General features: G+C 59.8%; 22 protein-coding genes. 18 read left to right on the top strand and 4 right to left on the bottom strand.

The annotated features are described in order from the left end of the window. Positions 1–46 precede the first annotated feature (46 nt). The 5 genes from PTZ19_RS05180 to PTZ19_RS05160 all read left to right on the top strand — a co-directional run bounded on the left by PTZ19_RS05180 (position 47) and on the right by PTZ19_RS05160 (position 7,909). Complete coding sequence (locus tag PTZ19_RS05180; protein WP_276352757.1) at positions 47–1,369, top strand: replication-associated recombination protein A; 1,323 nt, start codon at positions 47–49, stop codon at positions 1,367–1,369. A 277-nt stretch (positions 1,370–1,646) separates the two neighbouring features. Next, positions 1,647–2,990: a hemolysin family protein gene (locus PTZ19_RS05175; RefSeq protein WP_276352755.1), complete on the top strand. Its 1,344-nt coding sequence runs from the start codon at positions 1,647–1,649 to the stop codon at positions 2,988–2,990. A 508-nt stretch (positions 2,991–3,498) separates the two neighbouring features. After that, on the top strand, positions 3,499–5,055 hold the full coding sequence (locus PTZ19_RS05170; RefSeq protein WP_276352754.1) for a glycoside hydrolase family 26 protein: 1,557 nt from the start codon (positions 3,499–3,501) through the stop codon (positions 5,053–5,055). 127 nt (positions 5,056–5,182) lie between these two features. Then, positions 5,183–6,580 (top strand): MBOAT family O-acyltransferase, encoded by a 1,398-nt coding sequence (locus PTZ19_RS05165; RefSeq protein WP_276352753.1) that lies wholly within the window; start codon positions 5,183–5,185, stop codon positions 6,578–6,580. Positions 6,581–6,598: 18 nt separating this feature from the next. Beyond that, on the top strand, positions 6,599–7,909 hold the full coding sequence (locus tag PTZ19_RS05160) for a DHHW family protein (RefSeq protein ID WP_276352752.1): 1,311 nt from the start codon (positions 6,599–6,601) through the stop codon (positions 7,907–7,909). Positions 7,910–8,029: 120 nt separating this feature from the next. Here the strand turns inward: PTZ19_RS05160 and PTZ19_RS05155 are convergent, their stop codons facing one another. The 3 genes from PTZ19_RS05155 to PTZ19_RS05145 form a co-directional block, all read right to left on the bottom strand. Then, positions 8,030–8,677: a nitroreductase family protein gene (locus tag PTZ19_RS05155; RefSeq protein WP_276352750.1), complete on the bottom strand. Its 648-nt coding sequence runs from the start codon at positions 8,675–8,677 to the stop codon at positions 8,030–8,032. A gap of 87 nt (positions 8,678–8,764) precedes the next feature. Further along, complete coding sequence (locus PTZ19_RS05150) at positions 8,765–9,919, bottom strand: MFS transporter (protein ID WP_276352749.1); 1,155 nt, start codon at positions 9,917–9,919, stop codon at positions 8,765–8,767. A 13-nt stretch (positions 9,920–9,932) separates the two neighbouring features. Next, entirely contained in the window at positions 9,933–11,270 is a 1,338-nt protein-coding gene (locus PTZ19_RS05145; protein WP_276352747.1) for a multi antimicrobial extrusion protein MatE, read from the bottom strand. A gap of 248 nt (positions 11,271–11,518) precedes the next feature. Between PTZ19_RS05145 and PTZ19_RS05140 the strand changes: the two genes are divergently transcribed. The 13 genes from PTZ19_RS05140 to PTZ19_RS05080 all read left to right on the top strand — a co-directional run bounded on the left by PTZ19_RS05140 (position 11,519) and on the right by PTZ19_RS05080 (position 23,762). Then, positions 11,519–11,857, top strand: coding sequence for a hypothetical protein (locus PTZ19_RS05140; protein WP_276352746.1), 339 nt, complete (start codon positions 11,519–11,521; stop codon positions 11,855–11,857). A 19-nt stretch (positions 11,858–11,876) separates the two neighbouring features. Beyond that, on the top strand, positions 11,877–12,956 hold the full coding sequence (locus tag PTZ19_RS05135) for a tetraprenyl-beta-curcumene synthase family protein (protein ID WP_276352745.1): 1,080 nt from the start codon (positions 11,877–11,879) through the stop codon (positions 12,954–12,956). A 35-nt stretch (positions 12,957–12,991) separates the two neighbouring features. Beyond that, a complete protein-coding gene (gene pfkA, locus PTZ19_RS05130; RefSeq protein WP_276352744.1) occupies positions 12,992–13,960 on the top strand; it encodes a 6-phosphofructokinase in 969 nt (322 codons plus the stop codon). Between the two features lie 160 nt (positions 13,961–14,120). Further along, a complete protein-coding gene (locus tag PTZ19_RS05125) occupies positions 14,121–14,666 on the top strand; it encodes an NADPH-dependent FMN reductase (RefSeq protein WP_276352743.1) in 546 nt (181 codons plus the stop codon). Positions 14,667–14,699: 33 nt separating this feature from the next. Beyond that, a complete protein-coding gene (locus PTZ19_RS05120) occupies positions 14,700–14,939 on the top strand; it encodes a hypothetical protein (protein ID WP_276352742.1) in 240 nt (79 codons plus the stop codon). Next, positions 14,899–15,855: a sugar-binding transcriptional regulator gene (locus PTZ19_RS05115; protein WP_276352741.1), complete on the top strand. Its 957-nt coding sequence runs from the start codon at positions 14,899–14,901 to the stop codon at positions 15,853–15,855. Before PTZ19_RS05120 ends, PTZ19_RS05115 begins: the two co-directional genes overlap by 41 nt. A gap of 4 nt (positions 15,856–15,859) precedes the next feature. Beyond that, positions 15,860–16,531: a deoxyribose-phosphate aldolase gene (gene deoC / locus PTZ19_RS05110; protein WP_422614969.1), complete on the top strand. Its 672-nt coding sequence runs from the start codon at positions 15,860–15,862 to the stop codon at positions 16,529–16,531. 62 nt (positions 16,532–16,593) lie between these two features. Next, positions 16,594–17,901: a pyrimidine-nucleoside phosphorylase gene (locus PTZ19_RS05105; RefSeq protein ID WP_276352740.1), complete on the top strand. Its 1,308-nt coding sequence runs from the start codon at positions 16,594–16,596 to the stop codon at positions 17,899–17,901. 25 nt (positions 17,902–17,926) lie between these two features. Further along, on the top strand, positions 17,927–18,757 hold the full coding sequence (locus PTZ19_RS05100) for a purine-nucleoside phosphorylase (RefSeq protein WP_276352738.1): 831 nt from the start codon (positions 17,927–17,929) through the stop codon (positions 18,755–18,757). 77 nt (positions 18,758–18,834) lie between these two features. Further along, positions 18,835–19,989 (top strand): BMP family lipoprotein, encoded by a 1,155-nt coding sequence (locus tag PTZ19_RS05095; protein ID WP_276352737.1) that lies wholly within the window; start codon positions 18,835–18,837, stop codon positions 19,987–19,989. 218 nt (positions 19,990–20,207) lie between these two features. Continuing rightward, positions 20,208–21,734, top strand: a complete 1,527-nt coding sequence (locus PTZ19_RS05090; RefSeq protein ID WP_276352736.1) for an ABC transporter ATP-binding protein — start codon at positions 20,208–20,210, stop codon at positions 21,732–21,734. Beyond that, complete coding sequence (locus tag PTZ19_RS05085; protein ID WP_276352734.1) at positions 21,731–22,807, top strand: ABC transporter permease; 1,077 nt, start codon at positions 21,731–21,733, stop codon at positions 22,805–22,807. The genes PTZ19_RS05090 and PTZ19_RS05085 overlap by 4 nt, the downstream gene beginning before the upstream one ends. A gap of 4 nt (positions 22,808–22,811) precedes the next feature. After that, positions 22,812–23,762 carry an ABC transporter permease gene (locus tag PTZ19_RS05080; RefSeq protein WP_276352732.1) on the top strand — a complete coding sequence of 317 codons (951 nt, stop codon included), beginning with the start codon at positions 22,812–22,814 and terminating at the stop codon, positions 23,760–23,762. A gap of 926 nt (positions 23,763–24,688) precedes the next feature. On the opposite strand, the gene PTZ19_RS05075 is transcribed toward PTZ19_RS05080, so the two are convergent. Next, positions 24,689–25,870: a putative glycoside hydrolase gene (locus PTZ19_RS05075; protein ID WP_276352731.1), complete on the bottom strand. Its 1,182-nt coding sequence runs from the start codon at positions 25,868–25,870 to the stop codon at positions 24,689–24,691. Between the last annotated feature and the right edge of the window lie 115 nt (positions 25,871–25,985).

Raw genomic sequence — 25,985 nt, 5'->3', positions numbered from 1 at the left:
GGACGGTTTCTGCTATGATAGAGAGAGACTGAAAGGCGGGAGATTCGTGGATTTGTTCAGCTACCGCACGGAATCGGAACCGAGGAACCGTCTATTGGCGGACCGGATGAGGCCGGAGACGCTGGAAGAATATATCGGGCAGGAGCATATCGTCGGTCCGGGCAAGCTGCTGCGCAGGGCGATCGAAGGAGACGCCGTCGCATCGATCCTGCTGTTCGGCCCGCCCGGATGCGGCAAGACGACGCTCGCCCACATCATCTCGAAACGCACCGAAGGCGATTTCGTCCGCTTGAACGCGGTGGATGCATCGGTCAAGGACGTGCGGGAAGTGATCGAGCAGGCCGAGCGGAATAAGAACATGTACGGCCGCAAAACGATTCTGTTTCTGGACGAGGTGCACCGCTTCAACAGCGCTCGGCAGGACGCGCTGCTGCCGGCGGTGGAGAAGGGCATCATCGTGTTCATCGGAGCGACGACGGAGAATCCGTTCCATTCGGTCAACGGAGCCCTGCTATCCCGATCGACGCTGTTCCGTCTGCAGCCGCTGACGAAGGAACATTCGCTGGCGGCCATGCGGAGGGCGCTGGCGGATCCGGTCAAAGGACTGGGCTTCATGAAGCTGTCCGTGGACGAAGAGGCGCTGGACCATATCGCCTCGATGGCGAACGGGGACATCCGGCGAGCGTTGACCGCGCTCGAGCTGGCGGCCGTCACCACGCCCTCGGAGCCGGACGGCACCGTCCGGATCACGATCGAAGTCGCGGAGGAGTCGATCCGGCAGCCGACGGTGCTGGCGGACGAATCGACCCAATACGACGTACTGTCCGCGTTCCACAAAAGCGTACGGGGCTCGAGCGACGCGGCGCTGTTTTGGTTCTTGTACGCGGTAGAGAAGCTGGGAATGGATCCGATGGTGTTCCTGCGGAGGCTGGCGGTCGCTTGCAGCGAGGATATCGGACTGGCCAACCCCCAAGCCATGGTGCAGGCGGTGAGCGCGATCGAGGCTTACCACCGGATCGGCTGGCCGGAGGCGAAGTACATCGCGGCGCAAGCCATCCTGTTCGCGGTGGAGAGCCCCAAATCGAACGCGGTGGCGACGGCGATCGGCCGGGTCATGGAAGCGTTCGATGACGCGAAATCGGCCGAGGTGCCGCTCCACCTGCGCGATGCCCACTACGGCGGGGCGCAGAAGCTCGGCCATGTCGGGTACCGCTATCCCCACGATTACCCGGGGCATTACGTCGAGCAGCAATATTTGCCGGACAAGCTCCGGGACCGGGTCTTTTACGAGGCCACGGAGCAGGGGACCGAAAATAAAATCCGCCTGAACCAAGCCAATCGCAGAGGAAAAGGCCATCCGAACGCCTGATAGGACGGCAGAGGGCCCGATTTCCATGATTTGCCGCAAGATCGGGAGAACGGCCCTCAGCCCTGAATTTCGACCGTTCTCCCCGAAAATCCGGCATAGGGAGCAGGCTGGCGCGAATACAGATGGGTACTACGGCCTTTTGCGCACCCGACCGCCGTTTGACGGATAACGGCAAAACGTCTAAGCTAAAATAAAGCTTTTCGGCTTTTTTCCATTATTATCTTGTTTGTTACAAAGGAGGTGTACCTATCCCGGGACTTCCGGTGATAGGGATTATTTGGACAGTGACCCTTTTCCGCTAGGCGTGAACTTGGTCATTATCGTTTTGCTGGTGTTTCTGAACGGCGTGTTCGTCGCGGCGGAATTCGCCATGGTCAAGGTGCGCAGTTCCCGGATCGATACGCTGGTGCAGGAAGGCAACAAGCGCGCTTCCTTCGCCTCGCGGCTGACGAATCATTTGGACGCCTACCTGTCCGCCTGCCAGCTCGGCATCACCTTATCTTCGCTGGGGCTCGGCTGGATCGGGGAACCGGCGATCGCGCACATGCTGGAGCCTTGGTTCCGGGACTTGTCGATCAGTCCGTCGCTCATTCATCCGTTATCTTTCATTATCGGGTTTTCGTTCATCACCCTGATTCACATCGTGCTGGGGGAGCTGGCCCCGAAATCGGTGGCGATCCGCAAAGCGGAGATGGTCACCTTGCTCGTCGCTTGGCCGCTGGTCTTATTCCGCAGGCTGATGAGTCCCTTCATCTGGCTTTTGAACGGCACGGCGAATTTGATCCTGAAGCCATTCGGCATCGACATCAACGAAGACTCGAATTCGGCCCATACCGAGGAAGAGATCCGGATCTTGATGAAAGAGAGCCATAAGAGCGGCTTAATCGACAATACCGAGCTTACGCTGGTCGACAATATATTCGATTTCGCGGACACGAACGCGCGGGAGATCATGATCCCCCGTACCGAGATGATCTGCTTATACGGAAACATGAGCTTCGCGGAGAACAAGGAAATCGCGCTGCGCGAGATGCACACGAGATACCCGGTCTGCGAGACGGACAAAGACAGCATCATCGGTTTCGTCCACATCAAAGACTTGCTGCGGGTCCCCGACCACGCGAATCCCGATATCCGCGATCTGATGCGCCCGATCACCTCCGTGCCGGAGAGCATGCCGATCAGCGCCTTGCTTAAGCTCATGCAGAAGAAGAAAACCCAGATCGCCATGCTGATCGACGAATACGGCGGTACGGCCGGCTTGGTGACGCTTGAAGATATCATGGAAGAAATCGTCGGGGAGATCCAGGACGAATTCGACGAGGAACGTCCCGAGATCGAGAAGAAGGACGAAAACACGTACTCGGTCAGCGGACTGGTGCTGATCGAGGAAGTGAACAACCTGTTCGGCCTCGACATCCCGACGGACGATTACGATACGATCGGCGGTTGGATCTATTCCCAAGTCGAGATACCGCCCAAGAAGAACCAGGCGGTGGAATCGGAAGACGGCACCGTTCGGTTCGTGATCGAAGAGACCGACCATTTGCGGGTCTCCCGCGTAACGGTGATTCGGCTGGACGATGCCGAGTGGGAGGAACCGCAGGCGGAAACGGGCTGAAAGCGAAATGTAACCATCATCTTGGAAGACCGGTAAGGCGAAACGCCTTGCCGGTCTTTTTGTTGTTCAGTCTTACGGACACAGCGGCCGTTAATGGCACCATTTCTCGCAGATTCGTATGCTAACGGACACGAATGCGCTTATTGATGAGAGAAGACCGCTTGCAGCACCGATTTGACGCGGATAAGGGCAGCGGTGTCCGTTACATTTGAGAAAGACCGATTATTTGTCAAATAACGGCCGTGGAGTCCGTTAGATTCAACATGAGCCAAACGGCATTGCTGATCGGGTGCTCGGCATGCAGATCGGGGGGAACAGCATGCAGATCGGGGGGATCGGCATGCAGATCGGAGGGATCGGCATGTTGATCTGCGGCGATCGGCGTAGCGATTGGATGGTTTCCCGGAATATGGGAAACGATAAACGAGTCTGTCTCTGACGCGGCTGCCGCGAGAAGCGCTAATATATGACAAATATTAACTTTCGCGCCAAGGGGGAACAAGGTAAGATGAGAAGGTCTTCCAAAACCAAATGGCTGCGGTGCGCCGCCATTTGCCTTGTCTGGGGGATCGCGGCCGGAGCTTGCGGGGAAACCCGCGCCGTCCATGCGGAGCCAAAGTCCGTGACGGCGTCCGTCGATACGCTGAAACGCCGGCTCGACGACGCGGTCCGCGGCCATTCCTGGAATCTCGCCGCCGTTCAGGCCAAAAAGCTGGCGCTGGCGTACGAGGAGCGAAGGCAATACGATCTCGCGTCCCGATACTACGATGAGACGGCCCGGTATTGGGCGAAATTCGGGCAGCCTTCCTGGGGCATCGCGAACAGCATCCGGGCTGACCACCTCCGGACCGTTCTGGAGACGTACGCGGAGGTTCCCGTCCCGTCGATCGCCGGTCGCAAGCTGGAGAAGCACGAGCCGCTGGCCGGCGCGTACGCCGGCTTATTCCCGGCCGGCAAAGGCTTTTCGGGAAGTCCGTCCGGCGCCGAAAAAGCGTTCGGGCGCAAGCACGCCTTGTATTTGACGTACACGCATTTCTATCGATATTACCCGGAAGGCACCGCGTTTCCGGTCCGATACGCCGAAGAGGTGAAGAAGCTGGGCGGCGCCTTGCAGATCGGCTGGGAACCGCACGGGGGACTGGGCGAGGTGAGCGACGGCAAGTACGTGCGGCAATTCGCCCGGGAGGCCGCGGCTTCCGGCATTCCCGTCTTCCTGAGGTTCGCCTGCGAAATGAACGGGCCTTGGGTAGCCTGGCACGGCGACCCGCAACTTTACGTGGAGAAATTCCGTCTGATCCATGACATCATGGAGAAGGAAGCGCCGAACGTCGCCATGGTCTGGTCTCCGAATTTCCTGCCGCGCGACAATATCGATCCGTATTACCCGGGAGACGCTTACGTGCATTGGGTGGGAGTGTCCCTGTACACGATTCCGTTTTCGCACGGCGAATTGAAATTGGGAGGCAATCCGATCGATTACCTGCGCCCCCTATACGAAAAGTACGCCCGCAAGCCGATGATGGTGTCGGAGGGCGCCGTCTCGTTCCACAGCTACCAGCTGGGGCAGGATTTCACGGATTGGGGCGTCGGCCAGTTGGCCAACATGTACGCTTATATGCCGAGGATGTTTCCCATGCTGAAAGCGATCACTTATTTCGATTTGGACAAGCGGACGACCGACTATGACAACCGGAATAACAATTACGATCTCCATGACCGGCCGGCCATGCTCCAGGCCTACCTCCGCCATCTCTCCGATCCTTATTTTCTGGACAGGGTGAAGGAAGGAGCGGCTCCTGCCCGGCCGGTTACGTACCGCCCCCTGGCCGAGACCCGGACGGGCGCAGGGCCGATCCGGCTGTTCACCTACGTCAAGCTCCCGCTCGGCGAACGGCCGCTTGCCGTCGAGCTGTATGACGGGACCCGCCTGATCGGACGGTCGGAAACGCCGCCGTTCGACATGGAGATCGGCAAAGGCGTCCTGTCGTCCGGCGGAAAACTGACCGTCAAGGTGCTGGACCGGGAGGGCAAGGTTCGGGCCGTCCGGAACTATGCTTTGCGCTAAACTGGTGATCATTAGCCAAATGGCCGCAAATGTCCCGGGAATCGACTTTTTATGATAAAATACATGAGAAAATCATCAGAAATTCATCAGAAAATCGTGTGGGATTCATTATGGGAGGGCGCGTTTTTTGGTTTTTTCCAGCATACTATTCCTCTATTTCTTCTTTCCCTTGCTGCTGCTGATTTATTTCGTCGTCCCGAAAACCGGGTTCCGGAACTGGATTTTGATTTTGTTTTCGTTCGCTTTCTACGCGTGGGGCGAACCCGTGTGGGTGTTCCTGCTGATCGGCGCTTCGCTGCTCGGTTATTTGGCGTCGATCTACGTAGACCGTCACCGGGGCACGCCGCAAGGCAAACTCGTCTACGTCCTGTCCATCTGCCTGATCATCGCGATGCTGTGCTTCTTCAAATATACGGGGTTCGTCGTGGACAACCTGAACGCGTGGTTCGGGCTCGGCGCGGGACATCCGAACATCGCGCTGCCGATCGGCATTTCCTTCTTCACCTTCGAAATCATCTGCTATATGACGGACGTCTATAAAGGCGTCATCCGCGCTCCTCGTTCGCCGATGAAAATGTTCCTGTACGTGTCTTTCTTCCCGCATCTCATCGCGGGTCCCATCATCCGCTTCACCGACATCGAAGCCCAGATGGACGAACGGAAGATCACGATGGCGAACTTCAGCCAAGGCATCAACCGGTTCGTCATCGGTCTCGGCAAGAAGGTCATCCTGGCCAATTCCGTCGGCGAAGTGGTGCCGAACCTGCTCGGTCCGGACGCCTCGGATTCTTTGCTGGGCGTCTGGTTCGGCGTCTGCCTGTACGCGCTGCAAATCTACTTCGATTTCTCGGGTTATTCCGATATGGCGGTCGGCCTCGGCAAAATGTTCGGGTTCACGCTGAAGGAAAACTTCAACTACCCGTACATCTCCAAATCGGCGGGGGAATTCTGGCGGCGCTGGAACATCTCGCTCGGCGGATTTTTCCGGGATTACGTCTATATTCCGCTCGGCGGCAACCGGAAAATGTACGTGCGCAACCTGTTCGTCGTATGGTTTCTGACGGGTCTGTGGCACGGCGCCAGCTGGAATTTCATCATCTGGGGATTGTATTTCGGGCTGCTGATCATGCTGGAGAGGTTATTCCTGCAGAAATGGCTGGACAGGCTGCCGGCGTTCTTTTCCCATTTGTATTTGCTGGGGCTGATGTTGGTCGGGTGGGTCTGGTTTTATTTCACCGATCTCGGCCAGGCGTGGGAGACGCTGAAAATCATGTTCGGGGCGGAGTACCGTCCGTTCGTCACGATGGAGTCCTATTTCTTCTTCCGCGAGAACATGTATTTGTTCTTCGTCGCCGCGATCGCCTGCACCCCGCTCATGAAATGGCTGTTCGACAAGCTAGCGGCCAAGGGAGGCGGCGCTTTCGTCGCTTACGCGGGGCCGGTCTACAATTTGGCGGTTCTGATCCTGTCGACCGTCCTGCTCGTCGGAAGCACGTACAATCCTTTTCTCTATTTCCGGTTTTAAAGCAAAGGAGCGGGAAACATGACGCAGAACGGATATCGCTGGAACGTCGCTTTGTTTTTGCTTCCTGTCGCGGCGCTCGCCGTATTGAACCTGGTCAAGCCGGACGGCAACGCCAAAGTGTCCGAGCTCGAGAAGCGGGAACTGCAAGCCTGGCCGGCCTTTTCGGTCGACAAGCTCGTTCACGGCACTTTATTCAAGGAATATGACGATTATTTCTCCGATCATTTCGTGTTCCGGAACGGATTCGTAGAGCTCGGGTCGGCCGCCAAGGAACTGAAAGGAAATAAAGGCAGCGACGGGATCAGCCTCGTGGTGAACAAGGGCGGGAACAACATGGGCGAAGCTTTGGACGACGGAGGCGGATCCGGGGGAACCGACCCGGAAGCGGTCGCGGCCGCCGGCGGAACGGCGTCCGACGACGGCGAAGGGGAAGTCGTCTCGGCCGAATCCTCCACGTATTTGGTCGTCAAAGACAAAGCCATGCTGCTTTACCAGTATTCTCCCGCCAGCGCGGAAGCATACGCCAAAGCGATCAATCACCTTCGCAGCCTGATCGATCCGAAAATCCGCGTCTACTCGATGTTGGTTCCGTCCCAAGTGGAATTCGTGGAATCGGAGAAGCTCCGGAAGCTGTCGGGCTCGCAGAAGGAAGCGTTCGGCCATGTCTACGAGCTGCTCGACTCCGGCGTCAAAGGCGTGCCGGCCTACGAGAGCGTGGAAGCGCACAAAGGGGAGTACGTCTATTTCCGCTCGGACCATCACTGGACCGCGCTCGGCGCTTACTATGGTTATCAGGCGCTCGCCAAGACGATGGGCTTCGATCCCGTACCCCTGGACAAGTATCAAGAGAAAGATTTGCCCGGATTCCTCGGGACGGCGTACGCCGCGACGCTGAACGCGGAAGTGAAGAAGCATCCCGACACCGTCGCGACGTTCCCCCCGTTCGTGAAGCATACGTACACGGTGTACCGGGACGGCGTGCACGGCGTGAAGCGGACGCTGGTCGAAGGCAAAATCCCCGCGGACGGGCGGGGCGGTTACGCCGTGTTCCTCGGCGGCGATTTCGCGCTCAGCCGGATCGCGACGGACGTCAAAAACGGCCAAAAGCTCCTGGTGATCAAGGACTCGTACGCCAACGCGGTCGTGCCGTTCCTGCTGCCCCATTTTCAGGAAATCGAAGTGCTGGATCCCCGGTATTTCAAGGGCAGCCTGCCGGCGGAAATCCAAAAGCGGGGGTTCACGGACGTGTTGTTCTTGAACGGGCCCGTGGTGACGACGTACACCGGGATCGCCAAATTGTTGGAAGAGAGAATGCCGACCAAAGCTTGATCGGCTTCGCGTATACGGGGAATATAAAGCTGGCGGCGCGACAAGCAACCTTGCCGGCAAAGCGAAACGACCGATCCCTCTAGCCGAGGGATCGGTCGTTTTTCGCTATCGCGGGGACGATCATGGGACGATCGTCAGGATCTCGTCGATTTCCTTGCGCGGCAGTTTGCCCGGGATTTCGTTCGGATGGCCGAGCGCGATGACCATGTTGACTTGACGGGTCTCGTCGATGCCCAGATACTCGCGCAGCCGGCGTTCCGCCAGCAGGACGGGGCCGGTCATCGGGCAGGTGGCAAGCCCTCTCGCGTGGGCGGCCAGCATCAGGTTCATCGAGGCCAGGCAGCTGCTCTTGATGCCTTCTTCCCGCCACACCTCGTCCTGAACCAAGCCGATCGGGTCGAAAATCCGCTCGCGGAACTTGGACTGGTAAGGGGTGGCCAGGCAGACGATCAAAGCCGGCGCGTCGGAGAAAGCCGTCGCGTAAGGTCCGAACGATTTGACGAGCAGGCGCGCTTCGCGGGACAGCCCGCGGCTCTCGGCTTCTTCGGCCCGGCGGTGGAGCTCGTCCCACGTCATGGTCTCGATCACCCGGATTTTGTCCCGGTTCGTCACCACGACGAATTCCCACGTCTGGGAGTTGGTGTCGCTGGGCGCATAGCGGGCGCAATCGATGAGTTCGCGGATATCCGCTTCCGTCACCGGCTTGTCCGCGAATTTGCGGATGCTGCGGCGACTTTGAATGACTTCCTTCAGTTGGCTGTAGTCCATCGTTGTCCTCTCTCCTTCCCCATTATTATAGTGGGGGGCCTTGAACCGATCAAGGAAAATGCCGGGAACCGGTCCGGCTCTGCCGGTTCAGACCGCGGGCCGGCGGAAGTGGAAATAGAGGAATCCCGCGCAGCCGACGAGCGCGAACGCGGCGCCGGCCCGGAAGAGCCAGGCCAGTCCGAAAGCGTCATACAGCCAGCCGCCCAGCGTCCCGGCGATCAGGCCGGCGATCCCGGTCCAGACGATGGCGAACGCGGCTTGGCCGGACGACCGGTATTCCTCGGGAATCATCGATTGCAGGCAGCGCAGGGCGGTAATGTAGAAAATGCCGAACGTCACGCTGTGCATCGTCTGGATCGCCACGAACGACCAGGGATGGACCGCGACGCTGAGCAGCGACATCCGGACGACGTACATGAAGCCGGCAAGCGCGAGCAGCGGAAACTCCTTGACCCGGTGCCCGAACCGCGCCAGCAGGAAGAATACCGGGATTTCGCTGACGGAGGAAGCAAGGGAAGCCGCGCCGACGACGGAATCGGACGCGCCGTGGTCCCGCATGGCGACGGAGAGGAATCCTTCGTTGATCCGGTGCGCGACCGAAATCACCCCGACGATGACGAAAAACGCGACGGTTTCGCGCCGGCGCAGGACGTTCCACAACCCACGGAATTCGAACTTCCGGACCGTCGCCTGGAAATCGGCTACCCATAGCGAGATGACGAGCGCAACGGCGACGGCGCCCAAGGCCAGGTAGATGGTCAAGCCCGATCCCCACAGCTTGAGGGCGTAGCCGAAAACGACGGCGCACACGGCGTACCCGAGCGACCCGAACATCCGGATCGACGGGAAGCTGCGCTTCATCTGTTCGGCGGCCAGAAGGGTCAGGCTGTCCAGCATGGACGTCACGGGCGTTTGGAACAGATAGAAGAAAGCCATCACCAAGGACATGATGCCGAATTCCCGCACCGGCAGCAGCAGGGCGAGGGCCAGAATTTGGCCGAGGTACAGCAGGCTGATCATTCGGCGCAAGCTTTTCGTCTTGTCGCTCACGATTCCAACCAACAGGTTGGAAACGATCGACAGCACGGGTCCGACCGAATAGATGGCCCCGATTTGCAGTTTGGAAAACCCTAAGCTATAGAAGTACAAGGGAAAATAGGTGGCGATCATGACGACCGTCGCGTAAGTGGAAAATTGCAAGGCGCGAAGGACGGTCATTTGTCTGCCCGGTTTGTCTTTCATTCGTTGCGGTCTCCTATCCGGAAATGGTTTTCCGCCGCCGCGCGGAGGGCGCGGGGCTCTCATCGAGCTTGCGGTTTTTGCGGTAGAGCCAAGCGAGCGCCGCAAGCTCCGCGGCCAGGCCGCCGGATTGGGCGAGCGAGCCTAGAACGCCGTGCCAAGCCGGAAGCGACAAGGTCAGCACGACGATCAGCACGGCGGTGAGGGTTGCGTTGGCGGTCTGGGAAGCGAACATCCATTTCGTGTCCCCGCGGCCCATGACGAAGCCGTTCAGCGTATCCAACCAGGGAAAGATCAGCACGTAGGGGAGAAACCCCCGCAGCGCCTGAAGGCTCGAATCGAGCAGTTCGTCGCGGACGCCGAGCGCGTGCGTGAACATCCAGGTTCCGGCGGGCGTAAAGGCCATCAGCGCCAGCAGTATGGCCGGCGCAAACCCGAGCGACAGCACGAAGCGGCGGACGAGCGCGGGATGGGCTTTGCCGAAATGCAAGGCGATCTGGTGGAAATAGGTGAAAAAACCGAGCATCAAGTTCATGAGGCTGCCCGCGACGGAGAATGAAGCGATGGCCAGCGCCGCTCTGTCCGTCGTGCCGAGCAGCGCGTTCAATATCGGCTGCACCCAGACGATGATCAGCGAGGATACGAGCAGCGGGCTGTAGAACGGCAGCACCTGCTTCGCTCGGGTCACGCCGCAGTCTTCGGCGCGTTCCGGCATCCCGCGGACGAGCCTTCGGCTTTCCAGCCAGCTGACCAACGCTTCCAGCATCATGCCGAACAGGAAAATGACCGAACCCTGCATCGCGTTCGTCACGCCGGCAAACACGAAGTACCGGGAAAGCGCGAACATGCCGGCGAGGCGGAACGCCATTCCGATCGTCAGCCATTTGGTCCGCATGCGGTAGATGATCACGCCTTGAAACAAGCAGCGGAGCCCGGAAAACACCGATAGGAACATCAAGACCCGCCACGTAGCCACCGCCTCGGTCTCCACCCGTCCCTGCGCTCCGTAGGCGCCGCCGAAAACCCAATGTCCGACCGGCGTATACGCGACGAGCGCCCCGAAGGCGAGAGCGCCTCCGAACACGAAGACGCCGACCAGGCGGACGGCGCGGAATGAAATCTTATCCCGGACGAGGGCGGAACAGGTTTGGCGGAACAGGACCGCGGGCCGTTCGGTTACGGCCAGCAGGCTCATGCCGAGCGCGTAGCCGGCCAGAATCGTCTCCGGGTCGTCCGCCCGCGCCAGCGTGCCGTTGATGATGACGTGAGAAAGATTGATCAAGACGACGGAAAGCCCCATCGGGATGAAAAACAGGAGCAATCTGCCCATCGTGGCCCGGCCGTCTGCGTGCATGAGGTCAGCTCCCAGCGGTTAAAAGGTATCCGAATCGGTCTAACGGCTGCTAGTATTATATATCAGATTTCGGGGGATTGTCAGGGAAATTCCGCAGCAGGGTGCCGAACAATTCCGCTGGATTTCATATAAAGGGAATGATACATTATAGGATGATGCTTGAAACCGGGGGCTTGACCCGGCGCGCCGGCTGTCGGTTTGTTCGAGAGAGCGGGCAAACGTCCGGCGCAAAAACGAAAGGATTGGCCATGGGAGACAAAGAGTGGCTGGAACGGCAGTTCGTCCCGGACGAACGGCTCGGCATCCCGTTGCCTGCGTTTGAGGCAGATTGGGATACGCTGAGCCGAACGCGGCAGGAAGCCCTGCTGGAGCGGTGGGAGACGGTGCGGGGAACGATTCCCGAGCGGATCATCCGGCTCGAGGAACAGATTAAGGTCAAGCAGGAGAGGCTTTTCGCGGAGGACGATTTTGCGGCTTCCTGCCGGCTCAATTCCGATATCGCCGAGCTTGCGAGCCGCATCAACGATCTCCATATTTGGTTCCGCGTCCAACAGGATCTGGATACGGAGACCAAAAGGCACAGCTGAACCGCAAGCGGAGGACGGAATGAAGGAAACGGATCGCTCGGCCGGCGGATACCCTCGGGGACCCGTCGCGTTGATGACGCGAGTATACAAGCAAATTTTGCCGGGCGTCCGGCGCGAATTGGACGGCTGGCGGGCGCTTGCCGAGGCGATGCCGGATCCCGAGCTGCGCAAGCAAGCGATCGACAGCATGGAGACGAAACGGTTCCATTGCCAGGGCGGGGCGGTATACGCCGCGGCCAGGCCGGACCGGCTGGACGAACTGATCCCTCTCATCGTGGCGCTGCAGACGATCAGCGATTATTTGGACAATCTCTGCGACCGGAGCACTTCGCTCGACGCGGACGATTTCCGGCTGCTGCATCGGAGCATGCTCGACGCGGTCACGCCGGGTGCGCCGCTGACCGATTACTACGCGCTGCGATCCGAGAGGGAAGACGGGGGATACTTGCACGCCCTCGTCCGCAGATGCCAGGACGCGATCATCCGGTTGCCCGCCTACGGCCGGGTGCAGCAGCACGTTCGGGATTTGGTCGGCTTGTACGGCGACCTTCAGGTGTACAAGCATATCGCCAAGCCCGAGCGGGAACCGCGGCTGCTGGAATGGTGGGAGCGGCACCGGTCCGCTTACCCGGATCTGAGATGGAACGAGTTCGCCGCGGCGACCGGATCCACGCTCGGGATGTTCATGCTGTTCGTGGCCGCGTGCGATCCGGAGCTGACCCCGGAGATGGCCGGCCGGATCCGGGAACATTACTTCCCGTCGATCTGCGGCTTGCATATCCTGCTCGATTATTTGATCGACCAGGCGGAGGACCAAGCCGGAGGCGACCTCAATTTCTGCAGCTATTTCGAAAGCCGGGAAGTGCTGGACGAGCGGATGCTGCGGATGGTGCGAGCCGCCCGGCAGTCGGCGGACCGGCTTCCGGCACCCATGTTCCACCGCATGATCGTCGAAGGATTGGTCGCGCTGTATTTATCCGATCCGAAGGTGAAGCGGCAGCGCGAGGTTCGCCATACCGCCCGTCAGATGATGAAAGGCAGTCCTTGGACAAGGGTGTTTTTCTGGCTCAACAGCCATTGGATACGAAAGGCGTTGTAATTTCGCCTGGGAGAATTGGGGAGGAATCCGATACGATGAGCGCAGTGAAGAAAATCGCCGTGTTGACGAGCGGCGGGGATTCGCAAGGCATGAACGCGGCGGTGCGCGCGGTCGTCCGCGGCGGTTTGTTCCGGGGGCTGCAAGTCTTCGCCATCCAGCGGGGATACCAGGGTCTGCTGAACCGGGAAATCCGGGAGATGGACCTGCGGAGCGTCGGCGACATCATCCAGCGCGGCGGCACGATTCTGCAAACGGCGCGCTGCAAAGAGTTCATGACGGCCGAAGGCCAACAGCGCGGGGCCGCCATCCTGAGGGAATTCGGCATCGACGGCCTGGTCGTCATCGGCGGCGACGGCTCCTATCAAGGAGCGCTCAAGCTGAGCCAGCTGGGCGTCAAAACGATGGCGCTGCCCGGCACGATCGACAACGACATTCCGTTTACGGATTACACGATCGGTTTCGATACCTCGGTCAGCATCGTCGTCGACGCCATCAATAAGCTGCGGGATACGATGTCCTCCCACGAGCGCGCCTCCGTGGTCGAGGTCATGGGCCGCCACTGCGGCGACATCGCGCTGCACGCCGGCTTGGCCAGCGGCGCTGAGGCGATTCTCGTGCCCGAGGTTCCGTTCGATATCCGCGAGATCGCGCTGAACATGAAGGACAATTTCGCGCACGGCAAACGCCACGGCATCATCGTCGTCGCGGAAGGCGTCGGAAGCGGGGACAGCATCGCCCGCCAAATCACCGAGCACAGCGGGATCGAACCGCGCGTGACGGTGCTGGGCCATATCCAGCGCGGCGGGTCGCCTACGCACAACGACCGGATTCTGGCGTCCAAGCTGGGCGACTACGCGGTGCGGAGGCTGATGGAGGGCGACTCCGGCAAGGCGCTCGGCATCGTGAACGGCGAGTTCGTCGCCACGGACATCGAAGTCGTATGCCGCACGAAGAAGACGTTCGACACCGACATGTACGAGCTGGCCAAGCGATTGTCCCAGTAAGTCCGCGCGACGGGTCCGCCAAGAGTTTCACGGAAACGAAGCCGCAATCCGGTAATTCCGGGTTGCGGCGTTTCTTTTGTTGCGACCGAGTTCCCTTCCTTGACATTAACATACTTTACATACTAAAATGTATAAAAAGTAAGCCGAGGAGGAGACCGCCATGAAAATCGCCATTATCGCAGGGAGCAATCGGCGCGAATCCGCGAGTACGAAAATGGCCCGCTATATCGGGGATCGCCTGTCGTCCCTTGGACATGAACCGAATCTGTTCGATTTGCGGGAGAAGCCGGTTCCTCTCTACGACCCGGATGCGGACGCGGAGCCGGATACGGCGCGGGAGCTGGCCCGAATGGTCGAGGAGAGCGACGCGGTCGTGCTCGCCACGCCCGAATACCACGGAAGCGTGTCGGGCGTGTTGAAAAACGCGCTGGATTACCTGGGGGCGGATCAATTCGACGGCAAGATGGTGCTTTCCGTCAGCGCGGCGGGGGGAGCGGTCGGCGTGAGTTCGCTTACGCAGCTCCAGGTCATCGTGCGCAACCTGCACGGAATCAACTGCCCCGAATGGGTCTCCGTCGGCGGGGACCAGCGGAGATTCGACGAATTCGGACGCCCGGCGGACGAACGGATGCGCATTCGGGTGGATAACGTGCTCGGAACCTTCCTCCGGATGGGCAAACAGTTGAGGGAGCCGGTGCATGCATAACCCCGTAAAAGAAAACTTTCGGAGCGGTCTTTCTTGAAAAAGAAAGGCCGTTTTTCCGTCGTTCGCCCCCTTCCCGCCGATGGAGGGTCTCCGGTCCCGATTTTCTTACAAAAATCGCCTTCCCGGGAATTGAATTCGACCCGGCAATCCCTTATAATAGCTTCCGAACAGAATTTCACCTCGGATGAACATAATTTCACAAACACCGCCGCACGAAAGCGGGCGATCGTTGTTGGAACTGAACAAAATCAAGAAAGCGCTGGAAGCGGCTAAGCTGTATTACCAGCTCGACCGCAGCCAAAGCGAGATCGCGGAGATATTGGGCGTCTCCCGCCCGACCGTCTCCCGGCTGCTTCAGCAAGCCAAGGAAGAAGGCATCGTGCAGATCGAGATCAAGGATCCGAGCGAGGACGTCGAGCTGCTGGAGGCTTCTTTGCAGGATCGCTTCGGTCTCAAACGCGTCGTGGTCGCCTATACGCCGACCTACGATGACGAGACGGTCAAGAAATGCGTCGGCCAAGCCGCCGCGGCGTATTTGGACGAAATCGTCAAAGACGGCGATACGATCGGCGCTTCTTGGGGTTCGACGATGTATCAGGTCGCCCTTCACCTCCGGTCGAAAACGCTCAAAAATTCGTTCGTCGTGCAGCTGAACGGAGGCGTCAGCGAAGCCGACGTCCGGATCTCCCCTTCGGAGATCGTCCACCGCTTCGGCCAAGCGTTCCATGTCACTCCTTATTTAATGTATTTACCTGCCATCGTTGACCATACTTTGGTGAAGAAAGCCATGCTTTCCGACCGGCACATCCGCCGGGTCATGGACATGGCCGTCTCCGCGAACGTCGCCGTGTTCACGGCCGGTTCGCCGACGCCCGACTCGGTGCTGCTCAACTCGAATTATTTTCGGGACGACGAACTGGGCGTCATCCGAAGCCGGGGCGCGGGGGATATTTGCTCCCGTTATTTCGACGAGAACGGCGAGATTTGCCTCCCCGAATTGAACGAACGGACCGTCGGCATCGAATTGTCCGATCTCCGCGGCAAAGAGCACGCCATCCTGGTGGCGGGCGGCGCCGACAAAACCGCGGCGATTTACGGAGCGCTCAAGGGCCGTTACGCCAACACCCTCGTCACGGATCAGATTACGGCGAAAGCGCTGCTGCACAAACTCGAACAACGGGAGGCTTAACCGCATGACTACGGAATCCATTGCGAAAATGATCGATCATACGCTCCTAGGCGCGGCCGCCGCGAAGGACGGCATTGTCAAGCTGTGCGCGGAAGCCAAGGAATTCGGCTTCGCGACGGTTTGCGTGAATCCGTACTGGGTGCCGCTTGCGGCAAGCGAACTGAAAGGCAGCGGAGTCGGCGTTACGACGGTGATCGGGTTCCCGCTCGGGGCGAGCCGCACCGAAATCAAAGCCGCCGAGGCGAAGGACGCCATCGGGGCCGGCGCCACGGAGATCGATATGGTGCTGAACGTCGGCGCGCTGAAGTCAGGCGACCGGGCGTCCGTCCTGAACGACGTGAAGGCGGTCGTGGAAGCCTGCAAAGGGAAGGCCGCCGTGAAGGTGATCATCGAAACGTGTTATTTGACCGACGAAGAGAAAAGGGAAGCGTCGCTCATCTGCGTCGAAGCGGGCGCCGATTTCGTGAAAACGTCGACGGGGTTCGGCACGGGCGGAGCCACGGTGGAAGACGTCGCGCTGATCCGTTCCGCCGTCGGCCCGGATATGGGCATCAAGGCGTCCGGCGGCGTCCGGGACCTCGCGTTCGCCCAGCGGCTGATCGCCGCGGGCGCGACGAGATTGGGCGCCAGCTCTTCGGTCGCGATCGTGACGGGCGGCAAGGGCGAAGGATATTAATCGGAACCGCCGTCCCAGGTCATCCGGACGGCCCGGAATCGGATAGATGAGGGGGCTAACGCATGAGAACGGTCGACCTGATCGCGAAAAAAAGGGATGGGGGCGAGTTGTCCGATGCCGAAATCCGGTACTTGATCCGCGGGTATACGGACGGCTCCATCCCGGACTACCAGATGTCGGCATGGGCCATGGCGGTATACTTCCGCGGCATGACTCCGCAGGAGCGGGCGGACCTCACGATGGCGATGGTGGATTCGGGCGACCGCATCGACCTGTCCGGTATCGCCGGCACGAAAGTCGATAAGCACAGCACCGGCGGGGTCGGGGATACGACGACGCTCGTGCTGGCTCCCCTGGTCGCTTCGGTCGGCGTCCCGGTCGCCAAAATGTCGGGCCGAGGCCTCGGGCACACGGGCGGAACGGTGGATAAGCTCGAGTCCATCCCCGGATTCCACGTGGAAATCAGCAATGAGCGATTCCTGGAACTCGTCAACCGGAACGGCCTCGCGGTGATCGGCCAGAGCGGGGACCTGACGCCGGCCGACAAAAAGCTGTACGCCCTGCGGGACGTCACGGCGACCGTCGAGTCGATGCCGCTCATCGCCAGCTCGATCATGAGCAAGAAGATCGCGGCGGGCGCCGACGCCATCGTGCTTGACGTCAAAACGGGGGACGGGGCGTTCATGAAAGGTTTGGACGCGGCCCGCGGGCTCGCCCGGGCGATGGTCGACATCGGCGGCCGCGTAGGGCGGAAGACGATTGCCGTCCTGTCCGACATGAGCCAGCCGCTCGGATACGCGATCGGCAACGCGCTGGAAGTCAAAGAAGCCATCGATACCCTCCGGGGACAAGGACCCCGGGATCTATACGAGCTGAGCCTGACGCTCGGCAGCCATATGGTCGTGCTGGCCGGCAAAGCCGGCACCACCGAGGAAGCCCGCCGTCTCCTGGAACGATCGGTTTCTTCCGGCCAAGCGCTGGCGACCTTCAAGACGTTCCTGGCGGCGCAAGGCGGGGATGCCGACGTCGTCGACCGTCCGGAACGGCTTCCGACGGCCGCTTATCGAATCCCGGTGCCCGCGCCGAAGGACGGATACGTCTCCCGCATGTCGGCGGAGCGCATCGGCACGGCTGCCATGCTGCTCGGAGCGGGACGGGCGACCAAGGAATCGACGATCGATCTCGCGGTCGGAATCGTGCTGCACAAAAAAATCGGAGACCGGACGGTTCAAGGCGAGCCGCTCGCCACCATCCATTCCAGCCGGGAACGGGCGGACGAGGCGATTTCCATGCTGCTGGAATCCATCGAGATCGCTCCGGATCCGGTACCGGCGCTGCCGTTAGTTTACGACGTCATAGATGGACGATAATGGATATTGAGGGGTGACGCGGCGAATGGGCCGTCTGTTGGAACAAGTGGAAGAAACGCGCGCGTATTTGGCCTCCAAGACGACCGTCAAGCCGAGGATCGGACTCATTCTCGGCTCCGGTCTCGGAGATCTGGCGGACAAGCTGGAGGGTGCCGTTGCCGTGGACTACGGAACGATCCCGCATTTTCCCGTTTCCACGGTGGAAGGACATGCCGGCAAGCTCGTCTTCGGATCCTTGGAAGGTCAGCCGGTCGTCGCGATGCAGGGGCGTTTCCATTACTACGAAGGGTACTCCATGCAGACCGTGACTTATCCGGTCCGGGTGATGAAGGCGCTGGGCGTGGACACGCTGATCGTGACGAACGCCTGCGGCGGCATGAATCCTTCTTTCCGCCCCGGCGATCTCATGATCATCCGGGATCACCTGAACATGACGGGCGCCAATCCGCTGATCGGGCCGAACGAGCCGTCCTTGGGACCGCGTTTTCCGGACATGAGCCGGGCGTATACGCCGGAACTCGCCGAGTTCGCGAAACGGACGGCAGCGTCGCTGGGCATTGAGGTCCGGGAAGGGGTATACGCGGGAATTTCCGGCCCGAACTACATGACCGGAGCGGAGCTGAAAATGCTTCGTCTGCTCGGCGGAGACGCCGTCGGCATGTCCACCGTGCCGGAAGTCATCGTGGCGAGCCACGCCGGCCTTCGGGTGCTGGGCATTTCCTGCGTGACCGACATGGCCATCGGCGAAGAGCTCGAGCCGCTCACCCACGAGCAGGTGATGGAAGTCGCCAGCCGGACCAAGCCCCGGTTCATTTCGCTGGTGAAGGCGATCATCGCCGGCATCCCGTCCGCTTGACCAAGCGGACGACGACGGAAGGTAACACCGTTTCAAAGCATAGATCCACCAACCATTAGAGGGAGGCAAAAAAAAGTATGAAAAAAAGCGCACTACTGCTCGTATTAACCCTGGTTTTCTCGATTCTTGCCGCGTGCGGCAAGAGCAACAACGAAGGCGGCTCCGGCTCGCCCGCGGGTAGCGCCCCGGCAGCCAGCCCGTCGGCTTCCGAGAGTTCGGCTCCGCCTGCCGGCGCCAACACGAACTTCAAGGTCGGCATGGCGACGGACTCCGGCACGATCGACGACAAGTCGTTTAACCAAGGCACGTGGGAAGGCGTCGAGAGAGCGGCCAAAGATCTCGGCCTGGAGGACAAGTACCTGAAACCGGCCGGCACGACGGAAGCGGATTACCTCACCACGATCGGCAATCTCTACGACGCCGGCTACAAGTTCATCGTCGCGCCGGGCTTCAAGTTCGAAACGGCGATCTTCGCGGCGCAGGACAAGTACTCGGACGCGAAATTCGTCCTGATCGACGGAGCCCCGCACACGGCCGACGACCCCACGCCGGTGGTGAAACCGAACACCGTCTCGATCTTCTTCGCCGAACACGAATCCGGATTCGTAGCAGGCATAGCGACGGCCCTCCAGTTGAAAGAAGGCGAAGCCGGCTTCATCGGCGGCATGGAAATCCCGCCGGTTCAGAAGTATAACTGGGGCTTCCAACAAGGGATCCAATACGCGAACGACAATTTCGGCACGAAAGTATCGATCAAGAAAGAAAACGTCATTTACCAAGGCACGTTCGCCGACGTGGCGGCCGGTCAGCAAATCGCGGCCCAAATGTACGACCGCGGCGTGAAGGCCATCTTCACCGCAGCCGGCGGCGTAGGCGTGGGCGCGATCCAAGAGGCCAAAACCCGCGGCGATGCCGGCAAGGAAGTATGGATCATCGGCGTTGACGTCGACCAATATCAGGACGGCGTGCTGAAGAACGGCAAATCGATCATCCTGACCTCCGCGATGAAGAAAATCGACCAAGCGGCGTACGACATGGTCAAAGCCGAAACCGAGGGCAAATTCCCGGGCGGCCAGACGCTGACGTTCGATTCCAAAAACGACGGCGTAGGCATTCCGGCGGAAAACCCGAACTTGAGCCAAGACACGGTCGCGAAAGTAAACGAAGTATTCGCGAAGCTGAAATCCGGCGAAATTAAAGTCGCCGCGGAACAAGGAAATCTCATCAAGTAAACCGAATACAAAAAAAGACGGGTTCCCGTCTTTTTTTGTGGTACGGGCAAGTATGCAAGGTAATTCCTCTAGAATTCCGGGGGCTCCCCCTGACTTTCTCCCCAAAAAGTGAAGATGGCCTCCGAAGCCTGTTCCGACTACTTTTTGGGGACCCCGGAACAATCGGATTCAGCTAAAGCGCATGCGTCACGGGAATAGTTGAGAGGGAGGGCATTCCATTGGATTACGTAGTGGAGATGCTGAACATCCGGAAAGAGTTTCCCGGCATCGTCGCCAACGACGACATCACCCTGCGGCTGAAGCGGGGAGAAATCCACGCGCTGCTGGGGGAGAACGGAGCGGGCAAATCGACGCTGATGAGCATCCTGTTCGGCATGTACCAGCCCGATCGCGGGACGATCCAGGTGAACGGCAAGGAGGTCCGGATCTCGAATCCGAACGTGGCCAATCATCTCGGGATCGGCATGGTGCACCAGCATTTCAAATTGGTCGAAAATTTCACCGTCACCGAGAACATCATCATGGGGACGGAAACCCGCAGATGGGGCCTCTTCCTGGATGTCAAACAGGCGGGACGGAAGATCGCGGAGCTGTCGACGCGATACGGCCTGAACGTCGATCCGTACGCGAAAATCGAAGACATTTCGGTCGGCATGCAGCAGCGCGTCGAAATCCTCAAAATGCTGTACCGCAAAGCCGACGTGCTTATTCTGGACGAGCCTACGGGGGTGCTTACGCCCCAGGAAATCCACGAGCTCGGCAAAATCATGAAAAACCTGATCGCCGAAGGCAAATCGATCATCTTGATCACCCACAAGCTCAAGGAGATCAAGGAGTTCGCCGACCGCTGCACGGTCATCCGCCGGGGCAAGACGATCGGGACGGTGGACGTGGCCGCTACCAGCGAAGCCGCAATGGCGGAAATGATGGTCGGCCGCCAAGTTTCGTTCAAGGTGCAGAAAGCGCCAAGCCGTCCGGGCGAAACGGTGCTCAAAGTGGAAGGCCTTACCGTGAGAAGCGCCCGGAAATCCCAAGCCCTCAAAGATTTCTCGCTGGAAGTCAGAGCCGGCGAAATCGTCGGCGTGGCCGGCGTGGAAGGGAACGGGCAGTCGGACCTCGTGGAAGCCGTCACCGGCCTGCGGAAAGCGGAATCCGGCCGGATCCTGCTGAACGGCAAGGAGATTACCTCCGAATCGGTGCGGCAGCGGATCGAAGACGGCATCGGCCATATTCCGGAAGACCGGCAGCGCAGAGGGCTGGTGCTCGACTATTCCCTCGCCGAAAACATGGTGCTGGAAGTGTACCACAAGGCGCCCTTCTCGCGCCGGGGGATCTTGCAGAGCCAGCCGATCCGGGAATATGCCGAAGGCATCATCGGAAGCTACGATGTCCGCTCGGGAGAAGGAGCGGCCTCATCGGCGCGTTCCCTCTCCGGCGGCAATCAGCAGAAAGCCATCATCGGCCGGGAGATCGAGCGCAACCCGGTGCTGCTCGTGGCGGTGCAGCCGACGCGCGGGCTTGACGTCGGGTCGATCGAGTATATCCACAAGCGGTTGGTCGAGCACCGGGACAAAGGCAATGCCGTCCTCCTGGTATCGCTCGAGTTGGAGGAAGTCCTGAACTTGTCCGACCGCATCGCCGTCGTCAACAACGGGGAGCTGGTCGGCTTGGTCGACGCGGCGGAAACGAACGAGAACGAGATCGGCCTGATGATGGCCGGAGTCCGGAAGGAGGCGCAGCCGTGAAAAATTCGATCGTGGTTTCCCTGTGCGCCGTCCTGTTCGGACTGCTGGCCGGCGCCGTGCTCATGCTTGCGACCGGGCATAACGCGGTGGAAGGGTATCGGTTCTTGTTCCAAGGCGGGCTGAAAAACGCGGAGCGGATCGGCAATACGCTCGCCATTGCCACGCCGCTCATCTTCAGCGGTCTGGCCGTCGCGTTCGCGTTCCGCACCGGGCTCTTCAACATCGGCGTTGCCGGCCAGCTGCTGTTCGGCGCGTTCTGCGCATCCGTCGTCGGCATTCACCTGGACGTGCCGCGGATCCTGCTGCTGCCCCTGATGCTGATCGCGGGAGCGCTGGGCGGGGCGGTCTGGGCCGTCGTACCCGGCCTGCTCAAAGCCCGGTTCAACGTGCATGAGGTCGTGTCTTCCATCATGATGAACTGGATCGGGTTCTGGGCGGTATACTACGGGGTACGGACGTTTATCAAAAACCCGTCGAGCGAAACGGAATCCAAGCCGCTCCCGGAAGCCGCCACGCTGAAAACGCATTGGATGACGGATTTGTTCCAAGGTTCCTTCATCAATATGGGCTTGCTCGTGGCGATCGTAGTCGTGATCCTGATCGCGTTTATCATCGCCAAAACGACGTTCGGCTACGAGCTCAAAGCGGTCGGATACAACCGAAGCGCGGCGGAGTACGCCGGGATCGCCGTGAACCGCAGCATCGTGTACTCGATGGCCATATCGGGGGCGATCGCGGGATTGGGCGGCGTTGCCCTGTACGCGGGGAACGCGAACAACATCGAAATCGGCATTTTGCCGTCCCAGGGCTTCGACGGAATCGCCGTGTCGCTCTTGGGCGCCAACCATCCGCTCGGCGTGCTTCTGTCCGCGATTTTCTTCGGGCTGCTGTATTCCGGGCGGGGCTTCATGAATGCGATGACGGACATTCCCCCGGAGATCGCGGATTCCATCATCGCCATCATCATCTACTTCTCGGCTACCAGCGTGCTGATCGAACGCCTGCTCCGCCGTTTCGTCAGGCGCAAAAACCAAGCCGCGGCGGGCGACGCAGGCGAAGGGAAGGTGAAATGAGCCGATGTGGGGCACGATCGAACAAATTTTTCCTTACGCCATCGTTTTCACCATCCCGCTGCTCATCACCGCGCTCGGCGGGTTGTTCAGCGAGCGTAGCGGAATCGTCAACATCGGGCTCGAAGGCCTGATGATCGTCGGGGCGTTCGCCGGCTCATTTACGATTTTCAAGCTGCGGGCCCTTCACCCGAAAGCGGACTGGGTGCTGTGGGTCGGGCTGCTGGCGGCGGTCGTCGCGGGGATGGTCTTCTCCTTGCTGCACGCGTTCGCCAGCATAAACCTGAGCGCGGACCAGGTGATCAGCGGTACGGCGATCAATATGATCGCCGGCGCCATTACGGTGTTCATGGCCCGGAACATGACGGGCAGCGGGAATATCCGGGTTCAGAGCTTCGCGCCGTACGACATTCCCTTTCTGCACAAAATCCCGGTTCTCGGACCTCTGTTCTTCACCCGTACGTATTCGACCACATGGCTCATTCTGGCCGTCCTGGCGATCAGTGCGGTCGTCCTGTACAAAACGCCTTTCGGCCTGCGGCTGCGGGCTTGCGGGGAACATCCGCATGCCGCGGAAGCGGCCGGAGTCAACGTCAGGCGGATGCGGTATATCGGCGTCCTCATCTCCGGCGCGTTCGCGGGAATCGGAGGCGCGATCATCATCCTGACCTATGCGGGCGAATTCACCGGCAGCGTGTCCGGCCTGGGCTTCCTCGCGCTCGCCGCCTTGATCTTCGGGCAATGGAGACCGCTCGGCGTACTGGCCGCGACGCTGTTCTTCGGCTTCGCGACCACCGTGGCCAACGTGTCCCAGGTCATTCCTTCGCTTTCCGACGTTCCGCCGGTCGTGCTGAAGATTTTCCCGTACGTCGTGACGCTGCTGGCGCTGATCGTATTCTCGAAAAACTCGCGCGCACCGAAAGCCGCGGGCGAGCCGTTCGATTCCGGCAAGCGGTAAAAAACAAAACGAAAGCCGGTGCCTTCGCCGAAGGCACCGGCTTTTTGAAATCCCCAGAATTTATATCTTTTCGGGGTGAAGTCATGCTCTATCCCTTTCTAGAAAGACCAGACGCCGGCTGCCCCATTCGCTGAAGCGGTAAGGCTAACGGACACAGCGGACGCTATGGGGGTCGCTCCTCGGCAAAGCGCATTGTAACGGACACTGTTGCGCTTATTGAGGGAAAAAACCCACGTATATCCGTAAACAGGTGACGGATAAGGGCCGTGGTGTCCGTTACGATTTGAAAATGAGGGGATTTGATCCAATAGCGGCTGCGGTGTCCGTTAGAATCAAAACCCGTGACGGGAAGGATGGGGTTTCGGTGAAAAACGTTACCGCATGGGCAGGAAGGCGGGATCAACCATGACCAAGAGCAAGCGGAGAGGGATTGACTTAAGCCTGCGGCGCAAGCTTAACCCCCGCTGGCGCGTGGTCAAGAGCTGATTAAGCCTGCGGCGCAAGCTTAACCCCCGCTGGCGCGTGGTGCAAGAGCTGATTAAGCCTGCGGCGCAAGCTTAACCCCCGCTGACGCGTGGGGCAAGAGCTGATTAAGCCTGCGGCGCAAGCTTAACCCCCGCTGGCGCGTGGTGCAAGAGCTGATTAAGCCTGCGGCGCAAGCTTAACCCCCGCTGACGCGTGGGGCAAGAGCTGATTAAGCCTGCGGCGCAAGCTTAACCCCCGCTGGCGCGTGGGGCAACAGCTGTTAAGCTAGCCGCGCAAGCTTAATCCCCGCCCCTCTGGACAAACGGGTCCCAATGGTCATGTTCATTTGATTACAGGATTGAGGATGGTTCGTGGGTAAGTTGCTGATGAGTGACTGCAGAGGCACGAATCAAAAAGACCGTCAGGGACGAATTTCTCCCTGACGGTTTTTCTGAATCCACTCAATAATCGACTCCGGCGGAGTACTTGTTGCCCGCGTTCCATAGCAAGTACTCGTTCACGCCGCTTTCCTGCAGCGCCTTGATTTGGGCGGCGACTTCGGGTGCTCCGTAGGAGATATAGTGTCCTTTGCCCAGCCAGCTCGCGGTGAAGTCCTGGATCCAAGGCCGGATGATCGGCCCGCTGTCGCCCAGCGGATCCAGCTTCTTGTGCGTATCGGCCATCGCGCCTTTGATCGTGGCGTAAGGGGCTTTATCGGGATCCTTCTGCTTGAACCAGCCCGTGCTGTAATGGCTGGGATAGATCATCGGGCAGATGACGTTGACGGCTTTGGAAATCTTCACGAAGTCCTGGCCGATGCCTTCCGCGGCCGGAACCGAAGCCGCATAGCCGAAGATGTCCACCGAAACCCGGACGCCGAGCGGTTCGAGCTGCTCGCGGGCGTACTCGACGAATCCCGCCACCACGTCCACGCGGCTCTGATCCGTTTTCGTAAACTTCAGATGATCGGCCTTTTTCTCGAAGCCTTCCGGGAACCGCACGTAGTCGAACTGGATTTCCTTGAACCCGAGCTTGGCCGCTTCTTTGGCGATCTCGACGTTGTAGTCCCAGACTTCCTTGCGATACGGGTTCACGAAGCTGTCGCCTTTGCCGTTCTTCCAGATCGAACCGTCCGCATTCGTGTAGGACAGTTCGGGATGCTTCTTGGCGAGGACGGTGTCCTTGAACACGACGATGCGCGCGATCGGGTAAATCTTGTGTTCGTTCAAGGTGGTCATCAGCTTGCCGATATCCTTGATGAACGGCTGGGGGGTGCCCAGCTTAGCCAGGTTGGGATTGTCGGTCTTGTACGTGATAAAGCCGCTGTCGTCTTTGATGTCGATGACCATCGCGTTAAGCGCCGTCTGATCGACAAGATTCAGCAAGGAGGCCATGCGGGCACCGCCTGCGCTGTATGCGGTTACGTAAATGCCCTTGACTTCCGGAGCATCCTGCTGGGGATCCGACGGCTGCTTCTCGTTCTCTTGCCGAGAAGAATCGCTGCCGCCTGCGGGGGTTGGCGCGACGGGCGCATGGGACGCCGTGTACGCGGCTTGCCAAAGTTGTTTCATCGGGCTGGGCTCGTCCTGAGCACCGGCAAAAGCGGAATGAAGCAGCAAAAATAAAGTCATAAAAATTTCCATGAATCCCTCTCCCCGTAAGCTCTTAACCCGATTATAAACGAGTTGCGGCGGCGGAGACAGGGGTATTTTGTAGGATATTGCGGAACTTTGGCGGTCCTTGCGGAGGACTCCGGTC

This window comes from Cohnella caldifontis (genome assembly GCF_029360585.1).
In the GTDB taxonomy this organism is placed as follows: Bacteria; Bacillota; Bacilli; order Paenibacillales; family Paenibacillaceae; genus Cohnella; species Cohnella caldifontis.
This window is presented reverse-complemented; position numbering and strand designations above follow the sequence as displayed.

Coding starts and splice junctions, on each gene's coding strand:
- PTZ19_RS05170 (WP_276352754.1), top strand. CDS start 3,499: ATGAGAAGGTCTTCCAAAACCAAATGGCTGCGGTGCGCCGCCATTTGC.
- PTZ19_RS05160 (WP_276352752.1), top strand. CDS start 6,599: ATGACGCAGAACGGATATCGCTGGAACGTCGCTTTGTTTTTGCTTCCT.
- PTZ19_RS05155 (WP_276352750.1), bottom strand. CDS start 8,677: ATGGACTACAGCCAACTGAAGGAAGTCATTCAAAGTCGCCGCAGCATC.
- PTZ19_RS05150 (WP_276352749.1), bottom strand. CDS start 9,919: ATGAAAGACAAACCGGGCAGACAAATGACCGTCCTTCGCGCCTTGCAA.
- PTZ19_RS05145 (WP_276352747.1), bottom strand. CDS start 11,270: ATGCACGCAGACGGCCGGGCCACGATGGGCAGATTGCTCCTGTTTTTC.
- PTZ19_RS05140 (WP_276352746.1), top strand. CDS start 11,519: ATGGGAGACAAAGAGTGGCTGGAACGGCAGTTCGTCCCGGACGAACGG.
- PTZ19_RS05135 (WP_276352745.1), top strand. CDS start 11,877: ATGAAGGAAACGGATCGCTCGGCCGGCGGATACCCTCGGGGACCCGTC.
- pfkA (WP_276352744.1), top strand. CDS start 12,992: ATGAGCGCAGTGAAGAAAATCGCCGTGTTGACGAGCGGCGGGGATTCG.
- PTZ19_RS05125 (WP_276352743.1), top strand. CDS start 14,121: ATGAAAATCGCCATTATCGCAGGGAGCAATCGGCGCGAATCCGCGAGT.
- deoC (WP_422614969.1), top strand. CDS start 15,860: ATGACTACGGAATCCATTGCGAAAATGATCGATCATACGCTCCTAGGC.
- PTZ19_RS05105 (WP_276352740.1), top strand. CDS start 16,594: ATGAGAACGGTCGACCTGATCGCGAAAAAAAGGGATGGGGGCGAGTTG.
- PTZ19_RS05100 (WP_276352738.1), top strand. CDS start 17,927: ATGGGCCGTCTGTTGGAACAAGTGGAAGAAACGCGCGCGTATTTGGCC.
- PTZ19_RS05095 (WP_276352737.1), top strand. CDS start 18,835: ATGAAAAAAAGCGCACTACTGCTCGTATTAACCCTGGTTTTCTCGATT.
- PTZ19_RS05080 (WP_276352732.1), top strand. CDS start 22,812: ATGTGGGGCACGATCGAACAAATTTTTCCTTACGCCATCGTTTTCACC.
- PTZ19_RS05075 (WP_276352731.1), bottom strand. CDS start 25,870: ATGGAAATTTTTATGACTTTATTTTTGCTGCTTCATTCCGCTTTTGCC.